This is a genomic window from Streptomyces sp. NPDC058221 (genome assembly GCF_042882365.1).
Taxonomy (GTDB): domain Bacteria; phylum Actinomycetota; class Actinomycetes; order Streptomycetales; family Streptomycetaceae; genus Streptomyces.
In genome coordinates this window covers 97,053-117,168 of sequence record NZ_JBHVWF010000004.1, presented here as the reverse complement: position 1 = coordinate 117,168, position 20,116 = coordinate 97,053, and the positions used below count along the sequence as shown (strand labels likewise).

The window sequence follows — 20,116 nt, the reverse complement described above, 5'->3', positions numbered from 1 at the left end:
CGGGGTGCGGGCCCGGGGTCCGGGGGGTGTCCCCCGGAAGGCACAGCGGCAGATACCGTACCGCCACCGGGCTCGGGTCAGCGGATCAGGATCACCTCGGTGTCCGTGCCGGGCTCGGCCGAGGTGACGTCCTCGGGCAGCACGATCAGCGCATCGGCCTGGGCGAGAGCGGCGATCAGATGCGATCCGGACCCGCCCACAGGGGTGACCGTGCCTGCCTCCGCGTCGTACGTGCCCCGCAGGAACTGCCGTTTACCGGCGGGCGAGGACAGCGCCTTGTCGGTGACCAGAGTGGCCCTGGCTGTCGGGCGGTTCACATCCGGCAGGCCCATCAGGGTGCGGATCGCGGGCCTCACGAACAGCTCGAAGGAGACGTAGCTGGAGACGGGGTTGCCCGGCAGCGCCAGCAGCGGGGTGTGTTCCGGGCCGATGGATCCGAAGCCCTGCGGCTTGCCCGGCTGCATGGCGAGCTTGCGGAAGTCGATACCGCTGCCCGGCTCGTCCTCGTCGCCCACCGAGGACAGCGCCTCCTTGACCACGTCGTACGCGCCGACGCTGACGCCGCCGGTGGTGACGACGATGTCGGCGCGGATCAGCTGGTCCTCGATCGTGCCGCGCAACGTGTCGGCGTCGTCGGTGACGGCGCCGACCCGGTAGGTGATCGCTCCGGCGTCGCGTGCGGCGGCCGTCAGCGCGAAGCTGTTCGAGTCGTAGATCTGGCCGCCGGTCAGCTCCTCGCCGGGCTGGACCAGTTCGCTGCCGGTGGAGATGACGACGACGCGCGGCCGGGGCCGCACCTTCACCGTCGAGCGGCCGATCGCCGCGAGCAGCCCGATCTGCGGCGGCCCGACCACCGAACCGGCGCGCAGCGCCAGATCGCCGGGGCGCACATCGCTCCCGCGGTCCCGTACATGGGCGCGGGCCTCCACCGGGCGGTGCACCCGGACCTCGCCGCGCGCACCCTCCGGGGCGTCGCTGTGGGCGCGCATCGAGGCGGCTGGGCCCTCGCCCGTGCCGCCGTCGGTCCACTCGACCGGGATCACGGCCTCCGCACCGGCCGGCAGCGGCGCGCCGGTCATGATGCGGGCGGCCTCGCCCGGCCCCACCCGCTGGTCGCCGAGGAGTCCGGCGTCGCCCGCGGCCACGTCCCCGATGACGGTGAGGACCGCGGGGAACTCCTCGGTGGCGCCCTCCACATCGGCGACCCGGACCGCGTAGCCGTCCATCGAGCTGTTGTCGAAGGGCGGCAGGGCGATCTCCACCACGACGTCCTCGACCAGGACGCAGCCCTGCGCCTCGGGCAGTTGCAGCTCGATGGGTTCGAGCGGCTTCACCGCGGCGAGGATGTCTTCCAGGTGCTCGTCCACCGACCAGATCGTGCTGCTCAAGGTGCTACATCTCCTCGGTGACGTAACTGCGGAGCCAGGACCGGAACTCCGGGCCCAGATCTTCACGTTCGCACGCGAGTCTGACAATGGCACGGAGATAGTCGCTCCGGTCACCGGTGTCATAGCGGCGGCCCTTGAAGACGACGCCGTGCACCGGTCCGCCGATCTTCTCGTCCTCGGCCAGCAGTTGCAGGGCGTCGGTCAGCTGGATCTCGTCGCCGCGGCCCGGCTCGGTCCGGCGCAGTATCCCGAAGACCGCGGGGTCCAGGACGTAACGGCCGATGATGGCGAGGCTGCTGGGCGCGTCGGCCGGTTCCGGCTTCTCGACGAGACCGGTGATCCGCATCACATCATCCTCGGCCGTGGGCTCGACGGCCGCGCAGCCGTACTGGTGGATCAGCTCGGGCGGCACCTCCATGAGGGCGATGACGCTGCCGCCTTCGCGCTCCTGGATCTCCACCATGCGGGCCAGCAGCGGGTCACGCGGGTCGATCAGGTCGTCACCGAGAAGGACCGCGAACGGCTGGTCGCCGACGTGCGGCGCCGCACACAGCACCGCGTGGCCGAGGCCGCGCGGGTCGCCCTGGCGGACGTAGTGCATCGTGGCCAGGTCGCTCGACTCCTGGACCTTGCGCAGCCGTTCGGCGTCGCCCTTGCGGGTGAGCGCCGACTCCAGTTCGTAATTGCGGTCGAAGTGGTCCTCCAGGGGACGCTTGTTGCGACCGGTGATCATCAGTACGTCGGAGAGCCCGGCGGCCACCGCCTCCTCGACGACGTACTGGATGGCAGGCTTGTCGACGACAGGCAGCATCTCTTTGGGAGTGGCTTTGGTGGCCGGCAGGAAGCGGGTACCGAGGCCCGCTGCCGGGATGACAGCCTTGCTGATCCTGGGGTTCGACTGAGTCATGCGCAGAACCATAACCGGCACACATGGGCGGAAGGTGAGCCTCCGGTTAACTTTGTACTCATATATGCCCGCACGAGAGGTCCATGGGTGCCCCGTTGAACTCCGACATGTCCGCAAAGGCGCTGCTGCGGCGTGAACTGCTCGCCGCACGACGCCTCCTGACCGACGAGTACGCCGAAGGGGCCGCCGCGGTTCTGGCCCGTCACGCACTCGCTCTCCCCGAGCTCTCCAGAGCCCGTACCGTCGCCGCCTACGTCTCGGTGGGGCGCGAACCGGGCACCCGGGCCCTGCTGGACGCGCTGCGCGCGCGGGGCGTACGGGTGCTGCTTCCGGTGCTCCTGCCGGACAACGATCTGGACTGGGCGCCGTACGACGGCCCCGGGAGCCTTGAGAAGGCCGGCCGCGGCCTGCTGGAACCCGGCGGGCAGAGGCTCGGCCCCGACGCCGTCCTGGACGCCGACGCGGTGCTGCTGCCCGGCCTCGCGGTCGACGGTCGCGGGATGCGGCTGGGCCGCGGCGGCGGCAGCTACGACCGGGTGCTGGCGCGCCTCGCGGCGGCCGGGGCGAACCCGGCGCTGATCGTCCTGCTGTACGACAACGAGGTGGCCGCGCGGGTCCCTGAGGAACCGCACGACCACCCCGTGGACGCTGTCGTGACCCCGGCGGGCTCCCGGCGCTTCAGCGGGCGCTGAAGCGCCACCGGCCCGCCCCTATGGCTTCAGGGTCAGCGTGTCCTTCGTACCCCGGGCCACCGCGTTCGTCCCGAAGGACCAGCCGATCAGCTCGCCGTTGACCCACTTGTCGGTCTGGTCGGTGTAGTGGGCGCTGAACGCGTGCCCGGAGGCGCCGGTGAGGTTGATCCAGCGGGACTTGTCCCAGTCCCCCACGTTGACGACCATCCGCATCGACGGGACCCAGACGACCTCGTAGCCGCCCGCCGCGTTCCACCCCGTGGCGTCCACCGCGGCCTCGCCGCCGCCGAGGTTCCACGGGCCCCGGTTGAGCGCCCGCTGGAGCAGTCCGGGCCCTTCCTTGCCGAGGGTCTGGTTCTTCAGAGTCAGCTGGTGCAGCCGGCCCCAGTTCCAGGTGGTGATGTCCTTGCCGAGCTTGGCCGTCAGCTCCCAGCGGGCGTCCTCCATGGCGCGGGCGAACAGCTGGTCACGGTTCTCGGTCGCCTCGTCCTTGCGGTTCGCCGGCGTCTTCCACCAGTCGCTGTCCGGCTTGTCCATGAGGTTCCCGACGACCTGGTACCAGCGGTCACCGCCGTCCGGCTGCGCCGAGTCGGGGGCGCGCTGGCCGCATTCGCGTACCAGCTTGTCCTGCTCGTCGACCGGGCCGGAGCTCTTGGCCGGGGGCACGTTCAGGCATTCACCCTTGACCCGCATCTCCTTGGGCAGCTTGTCGCCGAAGGCCAGCTTGAGGATGTTGCGCCAGACCGCGTTGAAGTACGCGGCCGCCGCCGAGTCGGACTCCTGGGTGTAGTCCCAGCCCTCCAGCAGCTTCTGCGCCTCCCGGACGTCCTTGTCCGCGATGTTGAGCTTCATCAGCTCGGGCACCAGCAGCGCGGCGATCTCGCTGGTGTTGTCCATCTGCATCTTCTGCATGTCGTCGGTCGAGATCTTCCCGCCGCCCTTGATCTTCGACTCGATGAGGTCGTTGATCCGCTGGCTGCGGGTGCCGTAGCCCCAGTCCTTGGTGAGCATGTACGGGTACTTGTCCTCGTCGATGACCGCCTGGTTGGCGGTGACGATGTACCCGCGCTTCGGGTCGTACTCGTACGGCAGCTCGTCGAACGGGATCGGGTCCTTCTTCCACCCGTACGACGAGGACCAGCCGGGGCTGGGCATCGTGCCGTCGCCTGACTTGCGGACCGGGATCTTCCCCGGCGCCTGGTAGCCGATGTGGCCCTTGGTGTCGGCGTAGATGAGGTTCTGCGAGGGAACCTCGAAGTGCTCGGCCGCCGCACGGAAGGACGTGAAGTCCTTGGCCCGGTTGAGCTCGAAGACGGCGTCCATGGACTTGCCGGGTTCCAGCGCGGTCCACTTCAGCGCCACCGCGTAACCGTCGGCGCGGTCCGGGGCGGCGTTGGTGACGGGCGCTTTCTGGCCGACCTTCTCCAGCTCGCTGTTGCGGTCGGAGACCAGCGGCCCGTTGTTGGTCTCACGGACGGTGATGTGCCGGTCCTTGCCGCCCGCGACCTTGATGGTCTCCTCGCGGGTGGTGAACGGCTTGACCTTGCCGTCGTACTGGTAGCCGTCGCCGGAGACCTTCTCCAGGAAGAGGTCGGTGACGTCCGCGCCCAGGTTGGTGAAGCCCCAGGCGACGTCCTGGTTGTGGCCGATGATCACGCCCGGCATGCCGGAGAAGGTGTAGCCGGCGGCGTCGTACTTGCAGGTCGCCGAGACGGTGCGGCAGTGCAGCCCCATCTGGTACCAGAGCGAGGGCAGCTGCGGCGCCAGGTGCGGGTCGTTGGCGAGCAGCGGCTTGTCGGTCGTCGTGTACTTGCCGGAGACCACCCAGGAGTTCGACCCGATGCCGGTGCCGTTCGGGCCCAGCAGCGAGGGGATCTTGTCGAGGGTGTCGGAGAGCGCGCCGAGCTGGGTGTTCAGGCCCTGGGTCGCACCCGCCGCGGTGGACGAGCCCACGTTGCCCGACGGCGTCGCCTGTGCGTCGTACTTCCCGGTGGCCGGGGAGATGCCGCCTTCGGAGACGATCGGTTTGTGCGTGTCGTACGGGTACGGCGGGTACAGGTCCTCGATCTGCTTCGCGTCGAGCCTGCTGGTCATCAGCGAACGGTCGATCTCGTCCTGCATGTTGCCGCGGAGGTCCCAGGCCATGGCCTTCAGCCAGGCGACCGAGTCGACCGGGGTCCACTTCGTCGGCTTGTAGTCGTTGGTGAAGCCGAGCGCCGCGTACTCGACGGAGATGTCCTTGCCGTCACGGCCCTTGAGGTAGGCGTTCACCCCGTCCGCGTACGACTGGAGGTTCTTCTTGGTCTCCGCGGACAGGACGTGGTCGTACTCCTCCTGCGCGACCTTGCGCCAGCCCAGCGTGCGCAGGAAGGAGTCCGTCTCGACCTGTCCCGACCCAAACATCTCGGAGAGCCGGCCGGACGTCATGTGACGGCGGACGTCCATCTCCCAGAAGCGGTCCTGCGCCTGGACGAAGCCCTGGGCGCGGAACAGGTCGGAGTCGGAGTCGGCATAGATCTGCGGAATGCCGTAGCCGTCGCGCTTCACCTCGACGTTGCTGTCGAGGCCGGCGAGCTGGGCGGTCCCGCTGGTCTGGGGGTACGAGGCCCGGACGGTGGATACGGACCAGTACGTGCCGTATCCGATACCCGCGACAAGCGCCAGCACCAGGACGATCACGATCAGGCGGGCGCGTCGCCCCTTCTTCTTGCGCGACCCGCCACCGGCGGAACCGGTGGAGCCGGAAGAGGCGGTTGTGTTGGCGGGCATCGCTGTCCTTCGAGGGGCAGGGTGGTCCTGGGGAGTGCAGGAGCAACCATAGGCGCAGCCCGGAAGCCCCTCTGACGCGGTATCGGGATGGTTCGAATTGCGTAGTGATCGCACGAGTACTCGAACGCATCAAGAAAACGTTAAAGATTAGGTAAGGTAACGAAGTACCGGCTGCCGGGAAACGATCCGGCAGGCGTCCGCAGGGAAGGATCCGGCCACTGACTGTCCACGCGCTCAACGAGCTCCTGCTCGTCTGCTCACTTGTCCTGCTCGTCGCGGTGGCGGCGGTACGGATCTCGTCACGCAGCGGGCTCCCGAGTCTGCTCCTGTACCTCGGCATCGGTATCGCCATGGGCCAGGACGGGTTCTTCGACGTCAAGTTCGACAACGCGGAACTCACGCAGGTGATCGGCTACGCCGCCCTCGTCGTGATCCTCGCCGAGGGCGGACTGGGCACGAAGTGGAAAGAGATCAAACCCGCGCTGCCCGCGGCCGTGATGCTCTCCCTCGTCGGCGTCGCGGTGAGCGTGGGCGTGACGGCGGCCGGGGCGCACTACCTCGTCGGCCTGGAGTGGCGGCAGGCACTGATCATCGGCGCGGTGGTCTCCTCGACGGACGCCGCCGCGGTCTTCTCCGTCCTGCGCAAGGTTCCGCTGCCCTCCCGGATCACCGGCGTCCTGGAGGCCGAATCCGGCTTCAACGACGCCCCTGTGGTGATTCTCGTGGTCGCCTTCTCGACCGTGGGTCCGGTGGACCACTGGTACGTACTGGTCGGCGAGATAGCCCTGGAACTGGCCATCGGCGCGGCCATCGGCATCGCCGTCGGCTGGCTGGGCTCGTACGGACTGCGTCATGTGGCGCTGCCCGCCTCCGGCCTCTACCCGATCGCCGTGATGGCCATCGCCGTGTCCGCGTACGCGGCGGGCGCCATGGCCCACGGCAGTGGCTTCCTCGCCGTCTACCTCGCGGCGATGATCCTGGGCAACGCCAAGCTGCCGCACTGGCCCGCCACCCGCGGCTTCGCCGACGGGCTCGGCTGGCTGGCCCAGATCGGCATGTTCGTGCTGCTCGGTCTGCTGGTCACCCCGCACGACCTGCTCGACGACTTCTGGCCCGCCGTCGTCGTGGGCCTGGTGCTCACCATGGTGGCCCGGCCGCTGGAGGTCTTCCTCTCGCTGGCACCGTTCCGGCTGCCCTGGCAGGAGAAGGCCCTGATGTCATGGGCCGGGCTGCGCGGCGCCGTGCCCATCATCCTGGCGACCATTCCGATGGTGTCCGGTATCGAGGGCTCCACCCGGGTCTTCAACATCGTCTTCGTACTCGTCATCGTCTACACCCTCATCCAGGGACCGACCCTGCCCTGGCTGGCGAAAGCCCTCAAGATCGCCGACGACCCGTCCGAGACGGCCGACCTCGGCATCGAGTCGGCGCCCCTGGAGCGGCTGCGCGGACATCTGCTGTCGGTGGCCATCCCCGCCAAGTCGAAGATGCACGGCGTCGAGGTCGGCGAACTGCGGCTGCCGTCGGGCGCCGCGGTCACCCTCGTCGTACGGGACGGCAAGAGCTTCGTCCCCACGCCGCCGACCGTACTGCGCCGCGGCGACGAACTGCTCGTCGTGGCGACCGATCCGGTGCGCGACGCGACGGAGGCGCGGCTGCGCGCGGTCGGCGAGGGCGGCAAGCTGGCCGGCTGGCTCGGAACCGAGCCCCACCCGGAGCATGCGGAACCCTTCACCGGACCGCATGTGTCCAATGCGCTCAGAGCAGTGAAGAAGCTGGGCAGGACGCCGGACGGGGCTTCGTCGCGCGAGACGAAGGACCGGGCGACGAAGACCCGCGAGGAGAAGCATCGCGAGGCGAGGAACCGGGAAGCGAAGGCTCGCGAAGAGAAGGCCCACCGGTGAGCACACGCCCGCGTTCGTAGGTTACGGAGGGTGACTGGCGCGCATTCGCAGGTACGGGTGCCATTCCGCCTGTACCATGAGGGAAACCTGTCCATGCCCCGTACGGCCGTGACGCACCCCGGTGCCGCACCTCCGTACGGAAGGCATCCGGCAGGGACCGGTCCACCCAGATTCAGATCCACCGATACTCAACGATCGACACTCGAACGATCTTGAACGACCAACTCTGCCTGACGCAGAGCTGGCGCGACCGTATGGCGGTCGTGGCGTCCTCCGCCTCTGCTGCGAGCGCCCGGCATCTACCGCAGTTCCGCGCGAAGAGGACAGCTCTCGGCAGCTCCTGACCGGGTCCGCACCCACGTGCCGGCCCGCCTGCGGGAGCAAGGCCACCAGGCGGCAGAAAGGCATGGACCGTGGTGTCCACGGTCTCCGACCGCCCCGGATACGGGCAGTTGCTGCGCACTCCGGGTGCGTGGACCTTCCTCCTGCCGGGCTTCGCCGCACGGCAGCCCTTCGCCATGCTGACCATCGGCATCGTGCTGCTGATCCAGCACACCACCGGCTCCTACGGCAGTGCGGGCGCCGTCGCCGCGGTGAGCGGGGTCTCCATGGCCCTGTTCGCGCCGCAGACCGGCAAGCTCGCCGACCGGTTCGGGCAGCGGGCCGTCCTGCTGCCCGGCGTCCTCGTGCACGCGGCGTCCGTGGCGGCCCTGACGGTGCTCGCGCTGGCGGACGCCCCGATCTGGGCGCTGTTCCTGGCGGCCGTGCCGACGGGCGCCTCCATCCCGCAGATCGGGCCCATGGTGCGGGCCCGCTGGGCAGCCGTGCTCGGAGCGGCGCCCGGCCGTGAGGCCTCGCCGCTGATGTCGACCGCGGCGGCCTTCGAATCGGTGACGGACGAGTTCACCTTCGTCATCGGCCCGGTCATCGCCACCGCGCTGTGCACCGGCATACATCCGGCCGCCGGCCTCGTCGCGGAGGCCGCACTGACGCTGGTCGGCGGGCTGTTCTTCGCCGCCCAGCGCGCCACCCAGCCGACGGTGCGCGAGGCCGGGACCGCCGGCTCCCCGCGGCACGCATCCGCCCTTTCGGTACCGGGAGTACGCGTCCTCGCGGTGGCCTTCCTCGGGATCGGCGCGGTCTTCGGCGGCATGCAGGTCTCACTGACCGCCTTCGCCGAGGAGATCGGCAGCCCCGGCTCGAACGGGGTGCTGTACGGCATCTTCGCGGCCGGCAACATGCTGGCCGGCATCGCCTGCGGGGCCATCGCCTGGAAGACCGGGCCGCGGCGCCGGCTGATCGCCGGATACGCGGCGCTGACCCTGACCGCGTCGGGCCTGTGGGCGGTGCACTCCGTGCCCCTGCTGGCCGGGCTCGGGCTGCTGGTCGGTCTCTGCATCGCCCCCGCCCTGATCAGCGGCTACACACTGGTCGAGGCACTGGTCCCGAACTCCGCCCGGACCGAGGCCTTCACCTGGCTGACCGGCGCGGTCGCGCTGGGCCAGGCGGCCGCCGTGACGGTCGCGGGACAGCTCGCGGACGCCCACGGCGCGAGCACCGGATTCCTGGTGCCGCTGGTGGGTACGGTGCTGGCGCTGGCGACCTTGCTGACCCTGCGTTCCCGGCTCGTACCGAGCACCCCAGGGCGGACCGTTGCACGTGGTATCGGTCACCGCGGGCCGGTCACGGTGGACTGATCCAGCGGAATACGTCACTATGGAGCGTCGTTAGCACTCATTGAGTCAGAGTGCCAGGAGGAACAAGTGCCGACCTATCAGTACCAGTGCACCGAGTGTGGCGAGGGCCTCGAAGCGGTGCAGAAGTTCACCGATGACGCCCTGACGGTGTGCCCGAGCTGCGAAGGACGCCTCAAGAAGGTGTTCTCGGCGGTCGGCATTGTCTTCAAGGGTTCCGGCTTCTACCGGAACGACAGCCGTGGCTCCTCGTCGAGCAGCACGCCCGCACCGGCCGCCGCGAAGACCTCCGATTCCGGATCGTCGTCCTCGACGGGGTCGGACACCAAGTCCTCGGCCTCTTCGTCGTCGACGTCGTCCGCTTCGAGTTCTTCGTCGTCGAGTTCTTCGAGCTCCTCTTCTTCGGGCTCCTCGAGCGGTTCGTCGGCTGCCTGAGCCGACGCCCCACCTGTTTCACCCCTGGCCCCGCTGATCCACATCGGCGGGGTCATGGGCGTTTACGGCCCCGATAGTGTGACGGCATGGCAAACGCAGAGATCGGTGTGATCGGCGGCTCGGGGCTGTACTCCTTCCTGGAGGACGTCACCGAGGTTCGCGTGGAGACCCCTTACGGACAGCCGAGCGACTCCGTCTTCCTCGGCGAGATCGGCGGCCGTCGGGTCGCCTTCCTCCCCCGGCACGGACGCGGCCACCACGTGCCGCCGCACCGCATCAACTACCGCGCCAATCTGTGGGCGCTGCGCTCGGTCGGCGTACGGCAGGTGCTCGGCCCGTGCGCGGTCGGCGGGCTCCGGCCGGAGTACGGGCCCGGGACGCTGCTCGTACCGGACCAGCTGGTGGATCGCACGAAGAGCCGCGTCCAGACGTTCTACGACGGCGAGACCCGGGCGGACGGGGTGGCGCCGAACGTGGTGCACCTCGGCTTCGCGGACCCGTACTGCCCCGAGGGGCGCAAGGCCGCGCTGGCGGCGGCCCGGGGCCGGGAGTGGGAGCCCGTGGACGGCGGGACGCTGGTGGTCGTCGAAGGGCCGCGCTTCTCGACTCGGGCCGAATCGCGCTGGCACGCGGCGATGGGCTGGTCGGTGGTCGGCATGACCGGACACCCCGAAGCTGTCCTGGCCCGCGAACTGGGGCTCTGCTACACGACGATGACGCTGGTGACGGACCTGGACGCGGGCGCGGAGGCCGGCGAGGGCGTCTCCCACGAAGAGGTGCTCAAGGTGTTCGCGGCCAATGTCGACCGGTTGCGCTCGGTGCTCTTCGACGCGGTGGCCGCGCTGCCCCCTGAGGCCGACCGGGCATGCCTGTGCGCGCACGCGCTGGACGGGATCGACACGGGGATCGAGCTGCCGTAGGCCGCGCGGCAGGCAAGGGAGAGAGGGACGGACGGGCGGGGCGCGGCGGGTGAGGGAGTTTTCCACATCGGCCGGGCCGTCCACAGGGCTCGGCGGGAATCTCGCGGATGCTGGATCGTGAGGGCTGTTCATCCGGGGCGACGCACTCCCCGGGTTCACCGACTCCCTTTCCCCAGGCGGTGTTTGGCATGCTTTCGACCGGCTCGACCAAATCGTCCACTCCCTCGCGCTCCGCTCTCCCTTCCGGCTCTCCGCCGATGTGCACCCCCGCGCCCGTACCCTGCGGGGTGCCGGCGTTCCCGCCGGTGCGGGTGCGCGGGGGCAGTGGATACCGACTGCGACGGGCGGTGTGGCGACAGCGACGGGCGGTGGCGGCCGGGCTGGCGTTGACGGCGGCCGCGCTGGCCGCCTCGGGTTTCGGCGGGGGCGGGGGCAGCAGCGGGGACGGCGGCACGGCACACGGGACGGCGGGCGCGGCAACGGATACGGCCGGGGCGGCACGGGAGCGGGCGTCGCCGCCGGTCCGGCTGGTATCTGCCCCGGTCCGGATCGCGGACGCGGCGACCGTCCGGCTGCTGCGGCCGGGTGACCACGTCGACGTCATCGCGTCCGAGGGGCCCGGCGCCGATGCCCGGGTCCTGGCGAAGAACGCGCGGGTGAGCCAGGTGCCACAGGCCTCCGCCGGCGGCTCTACCGACGGCTCTACCGACGGCTCTACGGAGAACGGGGCGCTCATCGTGCTGTCCGTACCGCGCGCCACGGCCGCGACGCTGGCGGGCGTGGGGGCTTCAGCCGGACTTGCGGTGATTCTGTGTTGATTCGTACTGACGCGCCATCACGTCACCCGAGCCCTGTGCCGCATTGGGTTGTTCCACCTTGTACTGCCGTAGGTTGCGGAGGAGTTCGCTCCTCTTACGGCACATGCAAAGGACGGCTCACCCTTGAGCGAGAAGAAGAAGGTCAATCTGCTGGACGGCTTCAAGGCCTTCCTGATGCGTGGCAACGTGATCGATCTGGCGGTCGCCGTCGTCATCGGCGCCGCGTTCAGCAACATCGTGAACGCGATCGTCAAGGGGGTCATCAATCCGCTCGTCGGTGCGTTCGGCACCAAGGACCTGGAGAACTACAGCTCCTGCCTCAAGGGCCCCTGCGTGACGGACCCGCAGACGGGCGAGGCGACCGAGGGCATCAAGATCCTTTGGGGCTCGGTGCTCAGCGCCACCCTCAGCTTCCTGATCACCGCTGCCGTCGTCTACTTCCTGATGGTCCTGCCGATGGCGAAGTACCTTGCCCGGCGCGCGGCCGCGCAGGCGGCGAAGGAGGGCGTGCAGGAGACGATGGAGATCAGCGAGCTGGAGGTGCTGAAGGAGATCCGCGACGCGCTGGTCGCCCAGCGCAGCGGCCCGGCGGAGGGGGACCTCGGCCGGACGTCCGGGCCGGAGCGCGAGGAGTAGGGCCTTTCCGGCAGATCGAAGTCGTACCTCGGTCCACGACCGGACAGGCCCGGGGAAGCCGGCGGAAGCGGCCGGGGCCGCGGAGTCAGATGTGGTGCGGCGGCTTCTCGTCGAGGAAGCGGGCCAGGTCTGCTGCGCTGCCGCCGGAAGGGGCCCGCTCACCCCAGCCCCGGTCCGTGTCGTCCGAGGACTGCCGGTCCAGCGGATCGTCGAAGACCAGTGCCGGCTTCGGCTTCTGCCGGTCCGGCGGGTCCGGCTGGTCCGACGGGTCCGGTTTCGGATCACGCGGTCCGGGAGCGGGGGCGGTACTCATACCTCCAGGGTACGGCCGCCCTCCAGGGTACGGCCGCCCTCCCAGGTACAGCCGCCCTCCCGGCGCGGCTGCGCTCAGCGGTCCTTCGGGTCCAGCGCCCAGAGGCCGAGCACGACGAGGAATGACAGGCACAGGAACCCGGCCCCCCACCAGGCGGTGCCGGAGTTGCCCTCCATCCATTCGTCGATGATGACGGTCAGGCCCCAGAGCTGCCCGATGACCACGGTCATGGCCAGGGTCAGCCGTGCTGTGAGCTTCGAGGAGCGCTCCGGCTCCTGGTCGGTGCCGGCTCCCGGCCCCGGTCCGGTACGGCGGACGCGGGGGTCGCCGTAGCCACTGGTGGGCCGGATCTGCGGATAGCGCTCATGAACGGGCCGGTTGAGCTCGGGGCGGGCGCTGCCCGGGTGGTACTCCGGGTGGTGCGGACCGGGTTCGGGCTGCTGGGCATCGGTCATGTCCGCCCGCCCGGGGTCTCGGGGCCGGTCCCGGCCGCGCCGGTGGCCGCCGGGCCGGAGGCGCCGGCGGCAGGGGCCTCTGCGCCCTGCTTGGCTCCGGGGCAGCCGATCCGGGAGGCGAGGTCCGAGCGGTCGTCGCCCAGCTGGCGGCACAGCCCGTGCTCGATGCTCTCGCCGGAGCGGGTGGTGCCCACGGCCCAGATGCTGCCGTCGGTCTCCTCGGTGAGCACCACCTTGGGCAGTCCGCGGGGCGGCGGTCCTGCGGTGACCTCGCCGGTGCGGGCGTCGAAGACGCCTTCGTGGCAGGGGCAGTACAGCTCGCCCTCGGCACCCCGGTCCTTCTGCCAGAGCACGGCGCAGGCGAGATGGGTGCAGATCGCCGAGTAGCCGACGAGGGTCCCGTCATTGAGCCGGACAGCGACCGCGCGGTCCTCCTCGTCCGGGTAGCGGAAGGAGACTGACTCCCCGGGCAGCAGATGGGTACTGACCCGCTTCGGCGCGGGTGCCTTGGCGTCGTCGGGGTCGCCGTGGCGCGGGAGGATGCCGGCCGCGACGCCGAGACCGCCGACGGCGAGTCCGCCGGAGACGGTGGCGACGATCCGGAGGTAGTCGCGTCGGGTGGTGAGGGAGTCCGCGGCGATCCGGTCGTGCAGGGCCTCGCGCGGGTCTCCGGGGGGCGGCTGTTCGGTGACGCTCACCGGCGGACGTCCTTCCCGTTGATCTCCACGACGGGGAGGCCGCCGGGCACCGGCCACTGGACCCGGTCGGCGGGGACGACCATGGCGACGCCGGTGCGGACCTCGCTCTCACCGAAGACGAAGGTGTCGGCGACCTGGACGCCGGGGCGTTCCGCCTGGAGCTCCTCGAGGGTTCCGTAGAACAGCGCACCCGTCGGGCAGACCGTGGCGCACATGGGGGCGAGACCGTAGGCGGTGCGGTCGTAGCAGAGGTTGCACTTCATCTGCAGCTTGGCCTGGAGGTCGATCTTCGGGACGCCGAAGGGACAGGCGTTGACGCAGTTGGCACAGCCGATGCAGCGGGTGGTGTCCGCCTGCTGCACCACCCCGTCCGCGGTCACCAGGATCGCGTCGGCGGGACAGACCTCGGCGCACGGGGCTACGGGGTCCTCGCAGTGCATGCAGACCGTGGGAAGGGAGGCGACGGACTGGCCCTCGTCGGTGTAGTCGAGGTGGATCATCGACTTGCCGCGGTGCGAGTCGCATTCCCGGCAGGCGGAGACACAGGCCTGGCAGCCGATGCAGCGCCCCGGGTCGATAAAGATCGTTCTGCCCATCATGCGGGCCTCAGCTCCTCTCCGAGGTGCCACGGCCCTGCGGGGACGTGGGCGGCAACGGGTCGGTACGGGAGACCTGGGTCTCCGGGTAGGCGACATGGCCCGGCGCGACCGGGGGCGCGGGGACCTCGTCGATCTTCTCGGCGTGCTCGATGCGGCAGGCGCAGACCTTGTACTCGGGGATCTTGGAGCGGGGGTCGAGGGCGTCGATGGTCAGCGCGTTGGCGGCGGTGGGGACGGGCCAGTGGTACGGGATGAACACGGTGTCGGGGCGGATCGCCTCGGTGACCAGGGCGGGGAAGACCTCGCTGCCGCGCCGGGTGACGACGCGGACCGGTTCACCGTTGCGGAAGCCGTGGGAGGGGTGGATCTCGGCCCAGGGGCGCGGGGTCTGTTCGACGAGGGCGCCCAGGCGGCGGGTCTGGTTGCCGGAGAGGAAGTGCGCCACGGTGCGCCCTGTGGTGAGGGACATCGGGTGCTCGTCGTCGTAGGGGTCCATCGGCGGGTGCCACTCGACGACCTGCATATGGATCTTGCCGTCGGGGTGGTAGGTCCTGCCGTCCTCGAAGAGCCGGGGGGTGCCGGGATGGTCGGTGGAGGGGCAGGGCCAGGCGATGCCGCCCGTCTCCTCCAGCCGTTCGTAGGTGATGCCGTAGTAGTCGTTGACGGTGCCGGCGGAGGCGACCCGCAGTTCGTCGAAGACCGCTCGGGAGTCGGCGAATTCGAATTTGTCGCCCGCGCCGAGGCGCTTGGCCAGCTCGCACATCACCCAGGTGTCGGTCCGTACGCCGGGGGGCGGGTCCTGCGCCTTGTTGTGCTTGACGACCCGGGCCTCGGCGTTGGCCATCACCCCTTCGTCCTCGGCCCAGGTGGTGACGGGGAAGACGACATGGGCATTGGCAGCGGTCTCGGAAAGGAAGAAGTCGAATTGGGCATGGAACTCTGTCGCGTCGTACCCCTCCTTGACCACCTTGTAGTTGGGGAGGGAGACGAAGGGGTTGTTGCAGATGCCGATCAGCCCGCGGATCTCGCGGCGCTGCATCTGCCAGACCATTTCCATCATCGAGGTTCCGGCGGGCGGGAGTTCGGATTCCTCGATGCCCCAGATCTCGCAGATCTGCCGGCGGTGCTCCTCGTTCATGATGGAGCGGCCGCCCGGCAGGAGGTCGGACTTCTGGCCGTGCTCCCGGCCGCCCTGGCCGTTGCCCTGGCCGGTGATGGTCCCGTATCCGGCACCGGGCTTGCCGATGTGCCCGGTGGCCGTGCAGAGGTTGATCACGGTGAGGCAGTTCTCGACGCCCTGCGAGTGGTGCTCGATACCGCGCGCGTGCCAGGCCATGGCCTTGGGCGCGCGGGCGAAGGTGCGGGCGACCTGGACGATCTGCTCGGCCGGGACCCCGCAGATCTCGGCGGACCTGGCCGGCGGGTACTCGGCGGCCTTGGCCTTCACCTCCGCCCAGCCGGTGGCGTGGGCGGCGAGGTAGTTCTCGTCGGTGAGCCCCTCCTCGATGACCACGTTCAGCACGGCGTTGAAGAACGCCGAGTCGGTACCGGGCTTGAGGGCCACATGGATGTCGGCGGTCCGGGCGATGGCCGTCTCGCGCGGGTCGATGACGATCAGGCTGGCCCCTCGGTCCCGGGCGCCCCACACGTACTGGGTCATCACGGGGAAACACTCACCGACGTTGGAACCCGCGATCAGCAGGCAGTCGGTGAGCAGGATGTCGGAGAAGGGGTTTCCGGCCCGGTCGATACCGAAGGCGAGTTTGTTGGCGCCGGCGGCACTGACCATGCAGAGCCGGCCGTTGTAGTCCACGTGCCGGGACTTGAGGGCGACCCGGGCGAACTTGCCGACCAGATAGGTCTTCTCCGAGAACAGACTGGCTCCGCCGAGCAGCCCGAACGCGTCGTTCCCGTGCGTCTGCTGGATACGCTTGATCTCGGCGACGGTGAAGTCCAGGGCCTCGTCCCAGGAGACCTCCCGGAAGTCCTCGTCGCGGGAGCGCCGCATGAGCGGGGCGGTGAGCCGGTCGGGGTGGTTGACCTGCTGATAGGCGTTGATGCCCTTGGGGCACAGGCGCATCCGGTTGATGTCGTGGTTGCGGGGTTCGACACCGAAGACCTTGCCGGCCCGGTCGACGCGCAGATACATCCCGCACTGGACGCCGCAGAAGCAGCAGTGGGTGGGGACGAGCGTCTCGCCGTTCTGGTCGGCGTGCCACTGGTCGGCGGGGATGCCGCCCGCGTCCCGGAACCCGCGGGTGCCCGGCGGTGCCAGGGAGGGGTCGAGGGGCACGATCGCCAGGGGGTCGGCCGCTCGGGGGTCCGCGGTCACTTGAAGCCCTTCTTCACCTGGGAGAGATAGGCACTGCCACGCAGCACCCGCTTGCAGCGCGGGCAGTACTCGGCCCACGCGTCGAAGTCGAGGCTGAGGTCGCGCATGGTGCCGCGGAGGTTGTCGACGTACGGGGCGGTGTCGATCGGCTCCTCGCAGCGGCGGCAGCTGAAGACCTCCTGGTCCTGCCGGCCGGTGTACTTGAAGAGCTGCATGCCGACGGCGGCGGGGCGCTGGACGATGTGGAAGAACTTCCCGAACGGGATGTAGATGAGGGTGAAGACCACCGACACCATGTGGAGGATCGCCAGGAACTCGTATCCGCCGCCGTGCAGGAAGATCGAGGAGAAGGTGAGCAGCAGGCCGGTCACGGAGATGACGATGAGTGCGATCAGCGGCACCAGGTCGTAGGCGAACCGCTGGCCCGTGATGGCGCCGCGGTCCTTCATCCGGCGCCACAGGAAGTAGGAGGCGCCAGGGATGACGAGAACGGCGGCGATGTCCAGGCCGTGGAACATCAGCCAGCCCAGAATGTCCAGGGAGTCGAATCCGATGATCTTGAAGCCCCAGATACGCATCTCGTAGCCGGGGCCGGACCCACTGCCTGAGGTGAAGGTGAACCAGCCCCAGGTCAGCGGGAAGGTGATCAGGGAGGCGAGGATGCAGCCCCAGAAGATCAGCTGGTGGGCGGCCCAGCGGGCGTGCGAGCGGGCGCCGAGGAATTTCTGGAAGCCGAGGTAGGTGGCGATCATCCTCGGCAGTGCGGTGGGGGCCTTGCGGAAGTTGGCGACCGAGAAGAGGCTCCCCCAGCCTTTCTTGAACAGCCGCCGGGCCCCGGGCGCGGAGACCCAGACCGTGTAGCGGTAGGCCACTCCGAAGGCGAGGAAGACGGTGGCCACGGCATAGGGCAGAAGTGCCGAGTCGAAGTTCTCCAGGAACCTGCTGCCGAGCACGATCGCGACGACGAGCAGGAGCGAGACGATGACGCCGGCCGCGGTCGCACGGGCGGTGGCGGAGCGGGGTACCGAGACACCACGGCGGACCGGTCCGTCGGCGGACGGCGGGGCACCGGTCGCCGCGGACCAGCCGGCGCCCGGTCCAGGGGCGGATTGCGCGGCGGCAGCGGAGGATTCTGGTGGCTCGGTCACTCCGTCACCGTAGGACTGCATAAGGTGATTGGTCCTGTTTTGAGGCTCTATGGAGTGAGCGCGTCGCGGGCGGCGACAGCCAGGAGCGGCCCGATTCGCACCCCAGCCGGTCCGCGTCCCACTACCGGCCGTGCGGCCACGGCCGGCACTGTACGTTCGCCGTGCACGGGCCCGCAGGCAGCCATCCGCATGACGAGGAGCACCGCATGACCGGCCACGACGCCACAGACCAGTCGGAGCCGTCCGGGCCCCCGGAGCCGCCTCGATCCCTCACACCGTCGGGGCCGTCCGAGCCCCCGGAGCCACCCCGATCCCCCACACCACCGGAGCCGTCGGCCGCGCCCCGGACGTCGCACACACCGCACACACCCGCCCCCTCGGACCGACTGGACGCCCTGACCGATGTCGCCGGGCTGCGGGTCGGGCATGCGCGGCTCGCGGGGAAGGGCGCGCTCAGCGGCACCACCGTGGTCCTCGCACCGGAGGGCGGCGCCGTCGCCGCCGTCGATGTGCGCGGCGGCGGCCCCGGCACCCGCGAGACGGACGCGCTCGACCCGCGCAACCTGGTGCAGCACATCGATGCCGTGGTCCTCACCGGCGGCAGCGCGTACGGCCTGGACGCCGCATCCGGGGTGATGGCATGGCTGGAGGAGCAGGGACGCGGCGTGCGGGTCGGCGCAGATCCGGCGCAGGTCGTTCCGGTGGTCCCGGCGGCGTGCCTCTTCGACCTGGGCCGGGGCGGCGACTGGCGGGCCCGTCCGGACGCGTCGACCGGCCGGGCCGCCGTCGAGGACGCCGCGCGCACCGAGCCGGGCGCGGCGGTCGCCGAGGGGTGTGTCGGCGCGGGCACGGGCGCGGTCGCCGGACAGCTGAAGGGCGGGGTGGGGACGGCGAGCGTTCTGCTGCCGTCCGGGATCACGGTGGGCGCCCTGGTCGTGGTGAACGCGGCGGGCTCGGTACTCGATCCCCGTACCGGGGTGCTGTACGGCGAGTACGGCGCCGCCGAGCCGGCCGTCACCCCCTCTCCGGAGATCCATCACACGGCGCAACAGCGCCTGGCACAGGCGCACGACGCGAACGCACGCCCCCCGCTCAACACCACACTCGCCGTCGTCGCCACGGACGCCGGTCTCGGCCGGGCACAGGCACAGAAGCTCGCGGGCACGGCGCACGACGGACTGGCGCGCGCCATCCGGCCGGTGCATCTGCTGACGGACGGGGACACCGTTTTCGCACTGGCCACCGGCGGGCGGGCGCTGGACCCGGCGAACCCGATCGCGCTGAACGACCTGCTGGCAGCGGGTGCGGAGGCCGTGACGCGTGCCATCGTGAAGGCCGTGCGCGCGGCCACGGGTGTCAACGGCCGCGAGGGCGGCGGCACATATCCCGCATACAGCGATCTCTACGGCACCCGGCGGCCCCCGCGACAGCCGGACGACGGCAGCGGACGGGGAACCGACTCACCCTCCACGTAAGGAAGTTCGGACGAAACGGCGGGAACCTTCTGCGTGCGCCATACGTTTTCCTGAACCCCGGTCACGATGTCAGACCCAGGGACTACGTTAAGCACGCATCGGGTAACACGCGGCGACGGCCTGGAGACAGCACCTTGAGCGATCCGTACGAGACAACCGAGCAGCACCTCGAGCGACTCCTGCGACGGGCTCTCAACTCGTTCGACCTGCCCGACAGTACGGTGGAGCGGCTCGGTACAGCGCTCGCCCACAGCAGCTCCCTGCACTCCTCGCACCACAGCTCGACCCTGCACCGCGAGACGTACCGGCATACGTATCTGCTGGCCGACGGCAGCCCGTTCGCCCTCTGGGAGCTGGTGCACTGCGGTCAGCGGGACACCGGGGACCCCAGGTACGGCTCCCGGACCGGCATCCGTCAGCACGAGCTCTACGACGACGAGGCCGACGTGCACATCGCCGCGGCCCGGCTGACCGGCGGCTTCTGCGACGCCCCGGTCTTCGGGGACGAAGGGCCACAGGCCGACCTCGACATCCTCACGGCCCTGATGGCCGCGCCCCCGGCCCCGCTCCCCCGGATGTACGCCCCGGACAATTCCGCCGACCACGCCCGCCGGGTGCTGCGCCGCGCGGAGAACGGGGACGTCCCGGGCGAGGAGACCGCCCATCTCCTGCGGGCCGCCTTCGCCCACCACATCACGCAGATCTTCGGCCGCCAGTGCCACGTCGACGGCCGGGACGCGGGCTTCACGCTGTACGAGCACGCCTTCCTGCTCCTGGACGGCAGCGAGACGAGCCTGTGGGAGGTCGAGCACACGGCGACGCCGGACGGCCGCCACATGTGCGAGGTGTACGGCGACGAGGACACCGCGCGCGGCGCGATGGAGAGCCGCACGCGCATCTGCTGACCCCGCGGGGGAAGGGACAGGACGCCCC

At 70.2% G+C, this 20,116-nt stretch carries 18 protein-coding genes; 9 read left to right on the top strand and 9 right to left on the bottom strand.

Features of this window, described 5'->3' with window-relative positions:
* Window positions 1–77: 77 nt before the first annotated feature.
* A complete protein-coding gene (gene glp, locus ACFVW8_RS02980) occupies window positions 78–1,388 on the bottom strand; it encodes a gephyrin-like molybdotransferase Glp (RefSeq protein WP_389685789.1) in 1,311 nt (436 codons plus the stop codon).
* Between the two features lie 4 nt (window positions 1,389–1,392).
* The gene (gene galU, locus ACFVW8_RS02975) at window positions 1,393–2,295 is read right to left on the bottom strand and encodes a UTP--glucose-1-phosphate uridylyltransferase GalU (protein WP_389685788.1); all 903 of its coding nucleotides are present in this window, start codon (window positions 2,293–2,295) and stop codon (window positions 1,393–1,395) included.
* Between the two features lie 83 nt (window positions 2,296–2,378).
* Here galU and ACFVW8_RS02970 point away from each other — a divergent pair, with 83 nt between their 5' ends.
* Entirely contained in the window at window positions 2,379–2,987 is a 609-nt protein-coding gene (locus tag ACFVW8_RS02970; protein WP_389685787.1) for a 5-formyltetrahydrofolate cyclo-ligase, read from the top strand.
* Window positions 2,988–3,005: 18 nt separating this feature from the next.
* Here ACFVW8_RS02970 and ACFVW8_RS02965 read toward each other — a convergent pair whose 3' ends face one another.
* Window positions 3,006–5,756, bottom strand: a complete 2,751-nt coding sequence (locus tag ACFVW8_RS02965) for a penicillin acylase family protein (RefSeq protein ID WP_389685786.1) — start codon at window positions 5,754–5,756, stop codon at window positions 3,006–3,008.
* A gap of 278 nt (window positions 5,757–6,034) precedes the next feature.
* Between ACFVW8_RS02965 and ACFVW8_RS02960 the strand changes: the two genes are divergently transcribed.
* From ACFVW8_RS02960 to ACFVW8_RS02935, 6 genes are all read left to right on the top strand, one after another.
* Entirely contained in the window at window positions 6,035–7,660 is a 1,626-nt protein-coding gene (locus ACFVW8_RS02960) for a potassium/proton antiporter (protein WP_389685785.1), read from the top strand.
* Between the two features lie 413 nt (window positions 7,661–8,073).
* Window positions 8,074–9,357 carry an MFS transporter gene (locus ACFVW8_RS02955; protein ID WP_389685784.1) on the top strand — a complete coding sequence of 428 codons (1,284 nt, stop codon included), beginning with the start codon at window positions 8,074–8,076 and terminating at the stop codon, window positions 9,355–9,357.
* 66 nt (window positions 9,358–9,423) lie between these two features.
* Entirely contained in the window at window positions 9,424–9,789 is a 366-nt protein-coding gene (locus tag ACFVW8_RS02950) for an FmdB family zinc ribbon protein (protein WP_389685783.1), read from the top strand.
* Between the two features lie 86 nt (window positions 9,790–9,875).
* On the top strand, window positions 9,876–10,709 hold the full coding sequence (locus ACFVW8_RS02945; RefSeq protein ID WP_389685782.1) for an S-methyl-5'-thioadenosine phosphorylase: 834 nt from the start codon (window positions 9,876–9,878) through the stop codon (window positions 10,707–10,709).
* A gap of 311 nt (window positions 10,710–11,020) precedes the next feature.
* Complete coding sequence (locus tag ACFVW8_RS02940; RefSeq protein ID WP_389685813.1) at window positions 11,021–11,527, top strand: RcpC/CpaB family pilus assembly protein; 507 nt, start codon at window positions 11,021–11,023, stop codon at window positions 11,525–11,527.
* Between the two features lie 174 nt (window positions 11,528–11,701).
* Window positions 11,702–12,163, top strand: a complete 462-nt coding sequence (locus ACFVW8_RS02935) for an MscL family protein (protein WP_389685812.1) — start codon at window positions 11,702–11,704, stop codon at window positions 12,161–12,163.
* An 85-nt stretch (window positions 12,164–12,248) separates the two neighbouring features.
* On the opposite strand, the gene ACFVW8_RS02930 is transcribed toward ACFVW8_RS02935, so the two are convergent.
* The 6 genes from ACFVW8_RS02930 to ACFVW8_RS02905 form a co-directional block, all read right to left on the bottom strand.
* A complete protein-coding gene (locus ACFVW8_RS02930) occupies window positions 12,249–12,476 on the bottom strand; it encodes a hypothetical protein (RefSeq protein WP_389685781.1) in 228 nt (75 codons plus the stop codon).
* A 74-nt stretch (window positions 12,477–12,550) separates the two neighbouring features.
* Window positions 12,551–12,931, bottom strand: coding sequence for a hypothetical protein (locus tag ACFVW8_RS02925; RefSeq protein ID WP_389685780.1), 381 nt, complete (start codon window positions 12,929–12,931; stop codon window positions 12,551–12,553).
* Window positions 12,928–13,629 (bottom strand): ubiquinol-cytochrome c reductase iron-sulfur subunit, encoded by a 702-nt coding sequence (locus ACFVW8_RS02920; RefSeq protein WP_389685779.1) that lies wholly within the window; start codon window positions 13,627–13,629, stop codon window positions 12,928–12,930. The genes ACFVW8_RS02925 and ACFVW8_RS02920 overlap by 4 nt, the downstream gene beginning before the upstream one ends.
* The gene (locus ACFVW8_RS02915; protein WP_389685778.1) at window positions 13,626–14,228 is read right to left on the bottom strand and encodes a 4Fe-4S dicluster domain-containing protein; all 603 of its coding nucleotides are present in this window, start codon (window positions 14,226–14,228) and stop codon (window positions 13,626–13,628) included. The genes ACFVW8_RS02920 and ACFVW8_RS02915 overlap by 4 nt, the downstream gene beginning before the upstream one ends.
* Window positions 14,229–14,235: 7 nt before the next feature.
* Window positions 14,236–16,560: a molybdopterin oxidoreductase family protein gene (locus ACFVW8_RS02910; RefSeq protein WP_389685777.1), complete on the bottom strand. Its 2,325-nt coding sequence runs from the start codon at window positions 16,558–16,560 to the stop codon at window positions 14,236–14,238.
* Complete coding sequence (locus ACFVW8_RS02905; protein ID WP_389685776.1) at window positions 16,557–17,708, bottom strand: MFS transporter; 1,152 nt, start codon at window positions 17,706–17,708, stop codon at window positions 16,557–16,559. Before ACFVW8_RS02905 ends, ACFVW8_RS02910 begins: the two co-directional genes overlap by 4 nt.
* Before the next feature lie 206 nt (window positions 17,709–17,914).
* Here ACFVW8_RS02905 and ACFVW8_RS02900 point away from each other — a divergent pair, with 206 nt between their 5' ends.
* Together ACFVW8_RS02900 and ACFVW8_RS02895 are read left to right on the top strand one after the other, a co-directional pair.
* Window positions 17,915–19,183, top strand: coding sequence for a P1 family peptidase (locus tag ACFVW8_RS02900; RefSeq protein ID WP_389685775.1), 1,269 nt, complete (start codon window positions 17,915–17,917; stop codon window positions 19,181–19,183).
* A gap of 134 nt (window positions 19,184–19,317) precedes the next feature.
* On the top strand, window positions 19,318–20,088 hold the full coding sequence (locus ACFVW8_RS02895; RefSeq protein ID WP_389685774.1) for a DUF6227 family protein: 771 nt from the start codon (window positions 19,318–19,320) through the stop codon (window positions 20,086–20,088).
* The last annotated feature ends 28 nt before the right edge of the window (window positions 20,089–20,116 follow it).

Excerpts from the sequence above, each read along its gene's own strand:
- galU (WP_389685788.1), bottom strand. The coding sequence starts at position 2,295 with ATGACTCAGTCGAACCCCAGGATCAGCAAGGCTGTCATCCCGGCAGCG.
- ACFVW8_RS02970 (WP_389685787.1), top strand. The coding sequence starts at position 2,379 with ATGGGTGCCCCGTTGAACTCCGACATGTCCGCAAAGGCGCTGCTGCGG.
- ACFVW8_RS02965 (WP_389685786.1), bottom strand. The coding sequence starts at position 5,756 with ATGCCCGCCAACACAACCGCCTCTTCCGGCTCCACCGGTTCCGCCGGT.
- ACFVW8_RS02945 (WP_389685782.1), top strand. The coding sequence starts at position 9,876 with ATGGCAAACGCAGAGATCGGTGTGATCGGCGGCTCGGGGCTGTACTCC.
- ACFVW8_RS02935 (WP_389685812.1), top strand. The coding sequence starts at position 11,702 with ATGCGTGGCAACGTGATCGATCTGGCGGTCGCCGTCGTCATCGGCGCC.
- ACFVW8_RS02930 (WP_389685781.1), bottom strand. The coding sequence starts at position 12,476 with ATGAGTACCGCCCCCGCTCCCGGACCGCGTGATCCGAAACCGGACCCG.
- ACFVW8_RS02925 (WP_389685780.1), bottom strand. The coding sequence starts at position 12,931 with ATGACCGATGCCCAGCAGCCCGAACCCGGTCCGCACCACCCGGAGTAC.
- ACFVW8_RS02915 (WP_389685778.1), bottom strand. The coding sequence starts at position 14,228 with ATGATGGGCAGAACGATCTTTATCGACCCGGGGCGCTGCATCGGCTGC.
- ACFVW8_RS02900 (WP_389685775.1), top strand. The coding sequence starts at position 17,915 with ATGACCGGCCACGACGCCACAGACCAGTCGGAGCCGTCCGGGCCCCCG.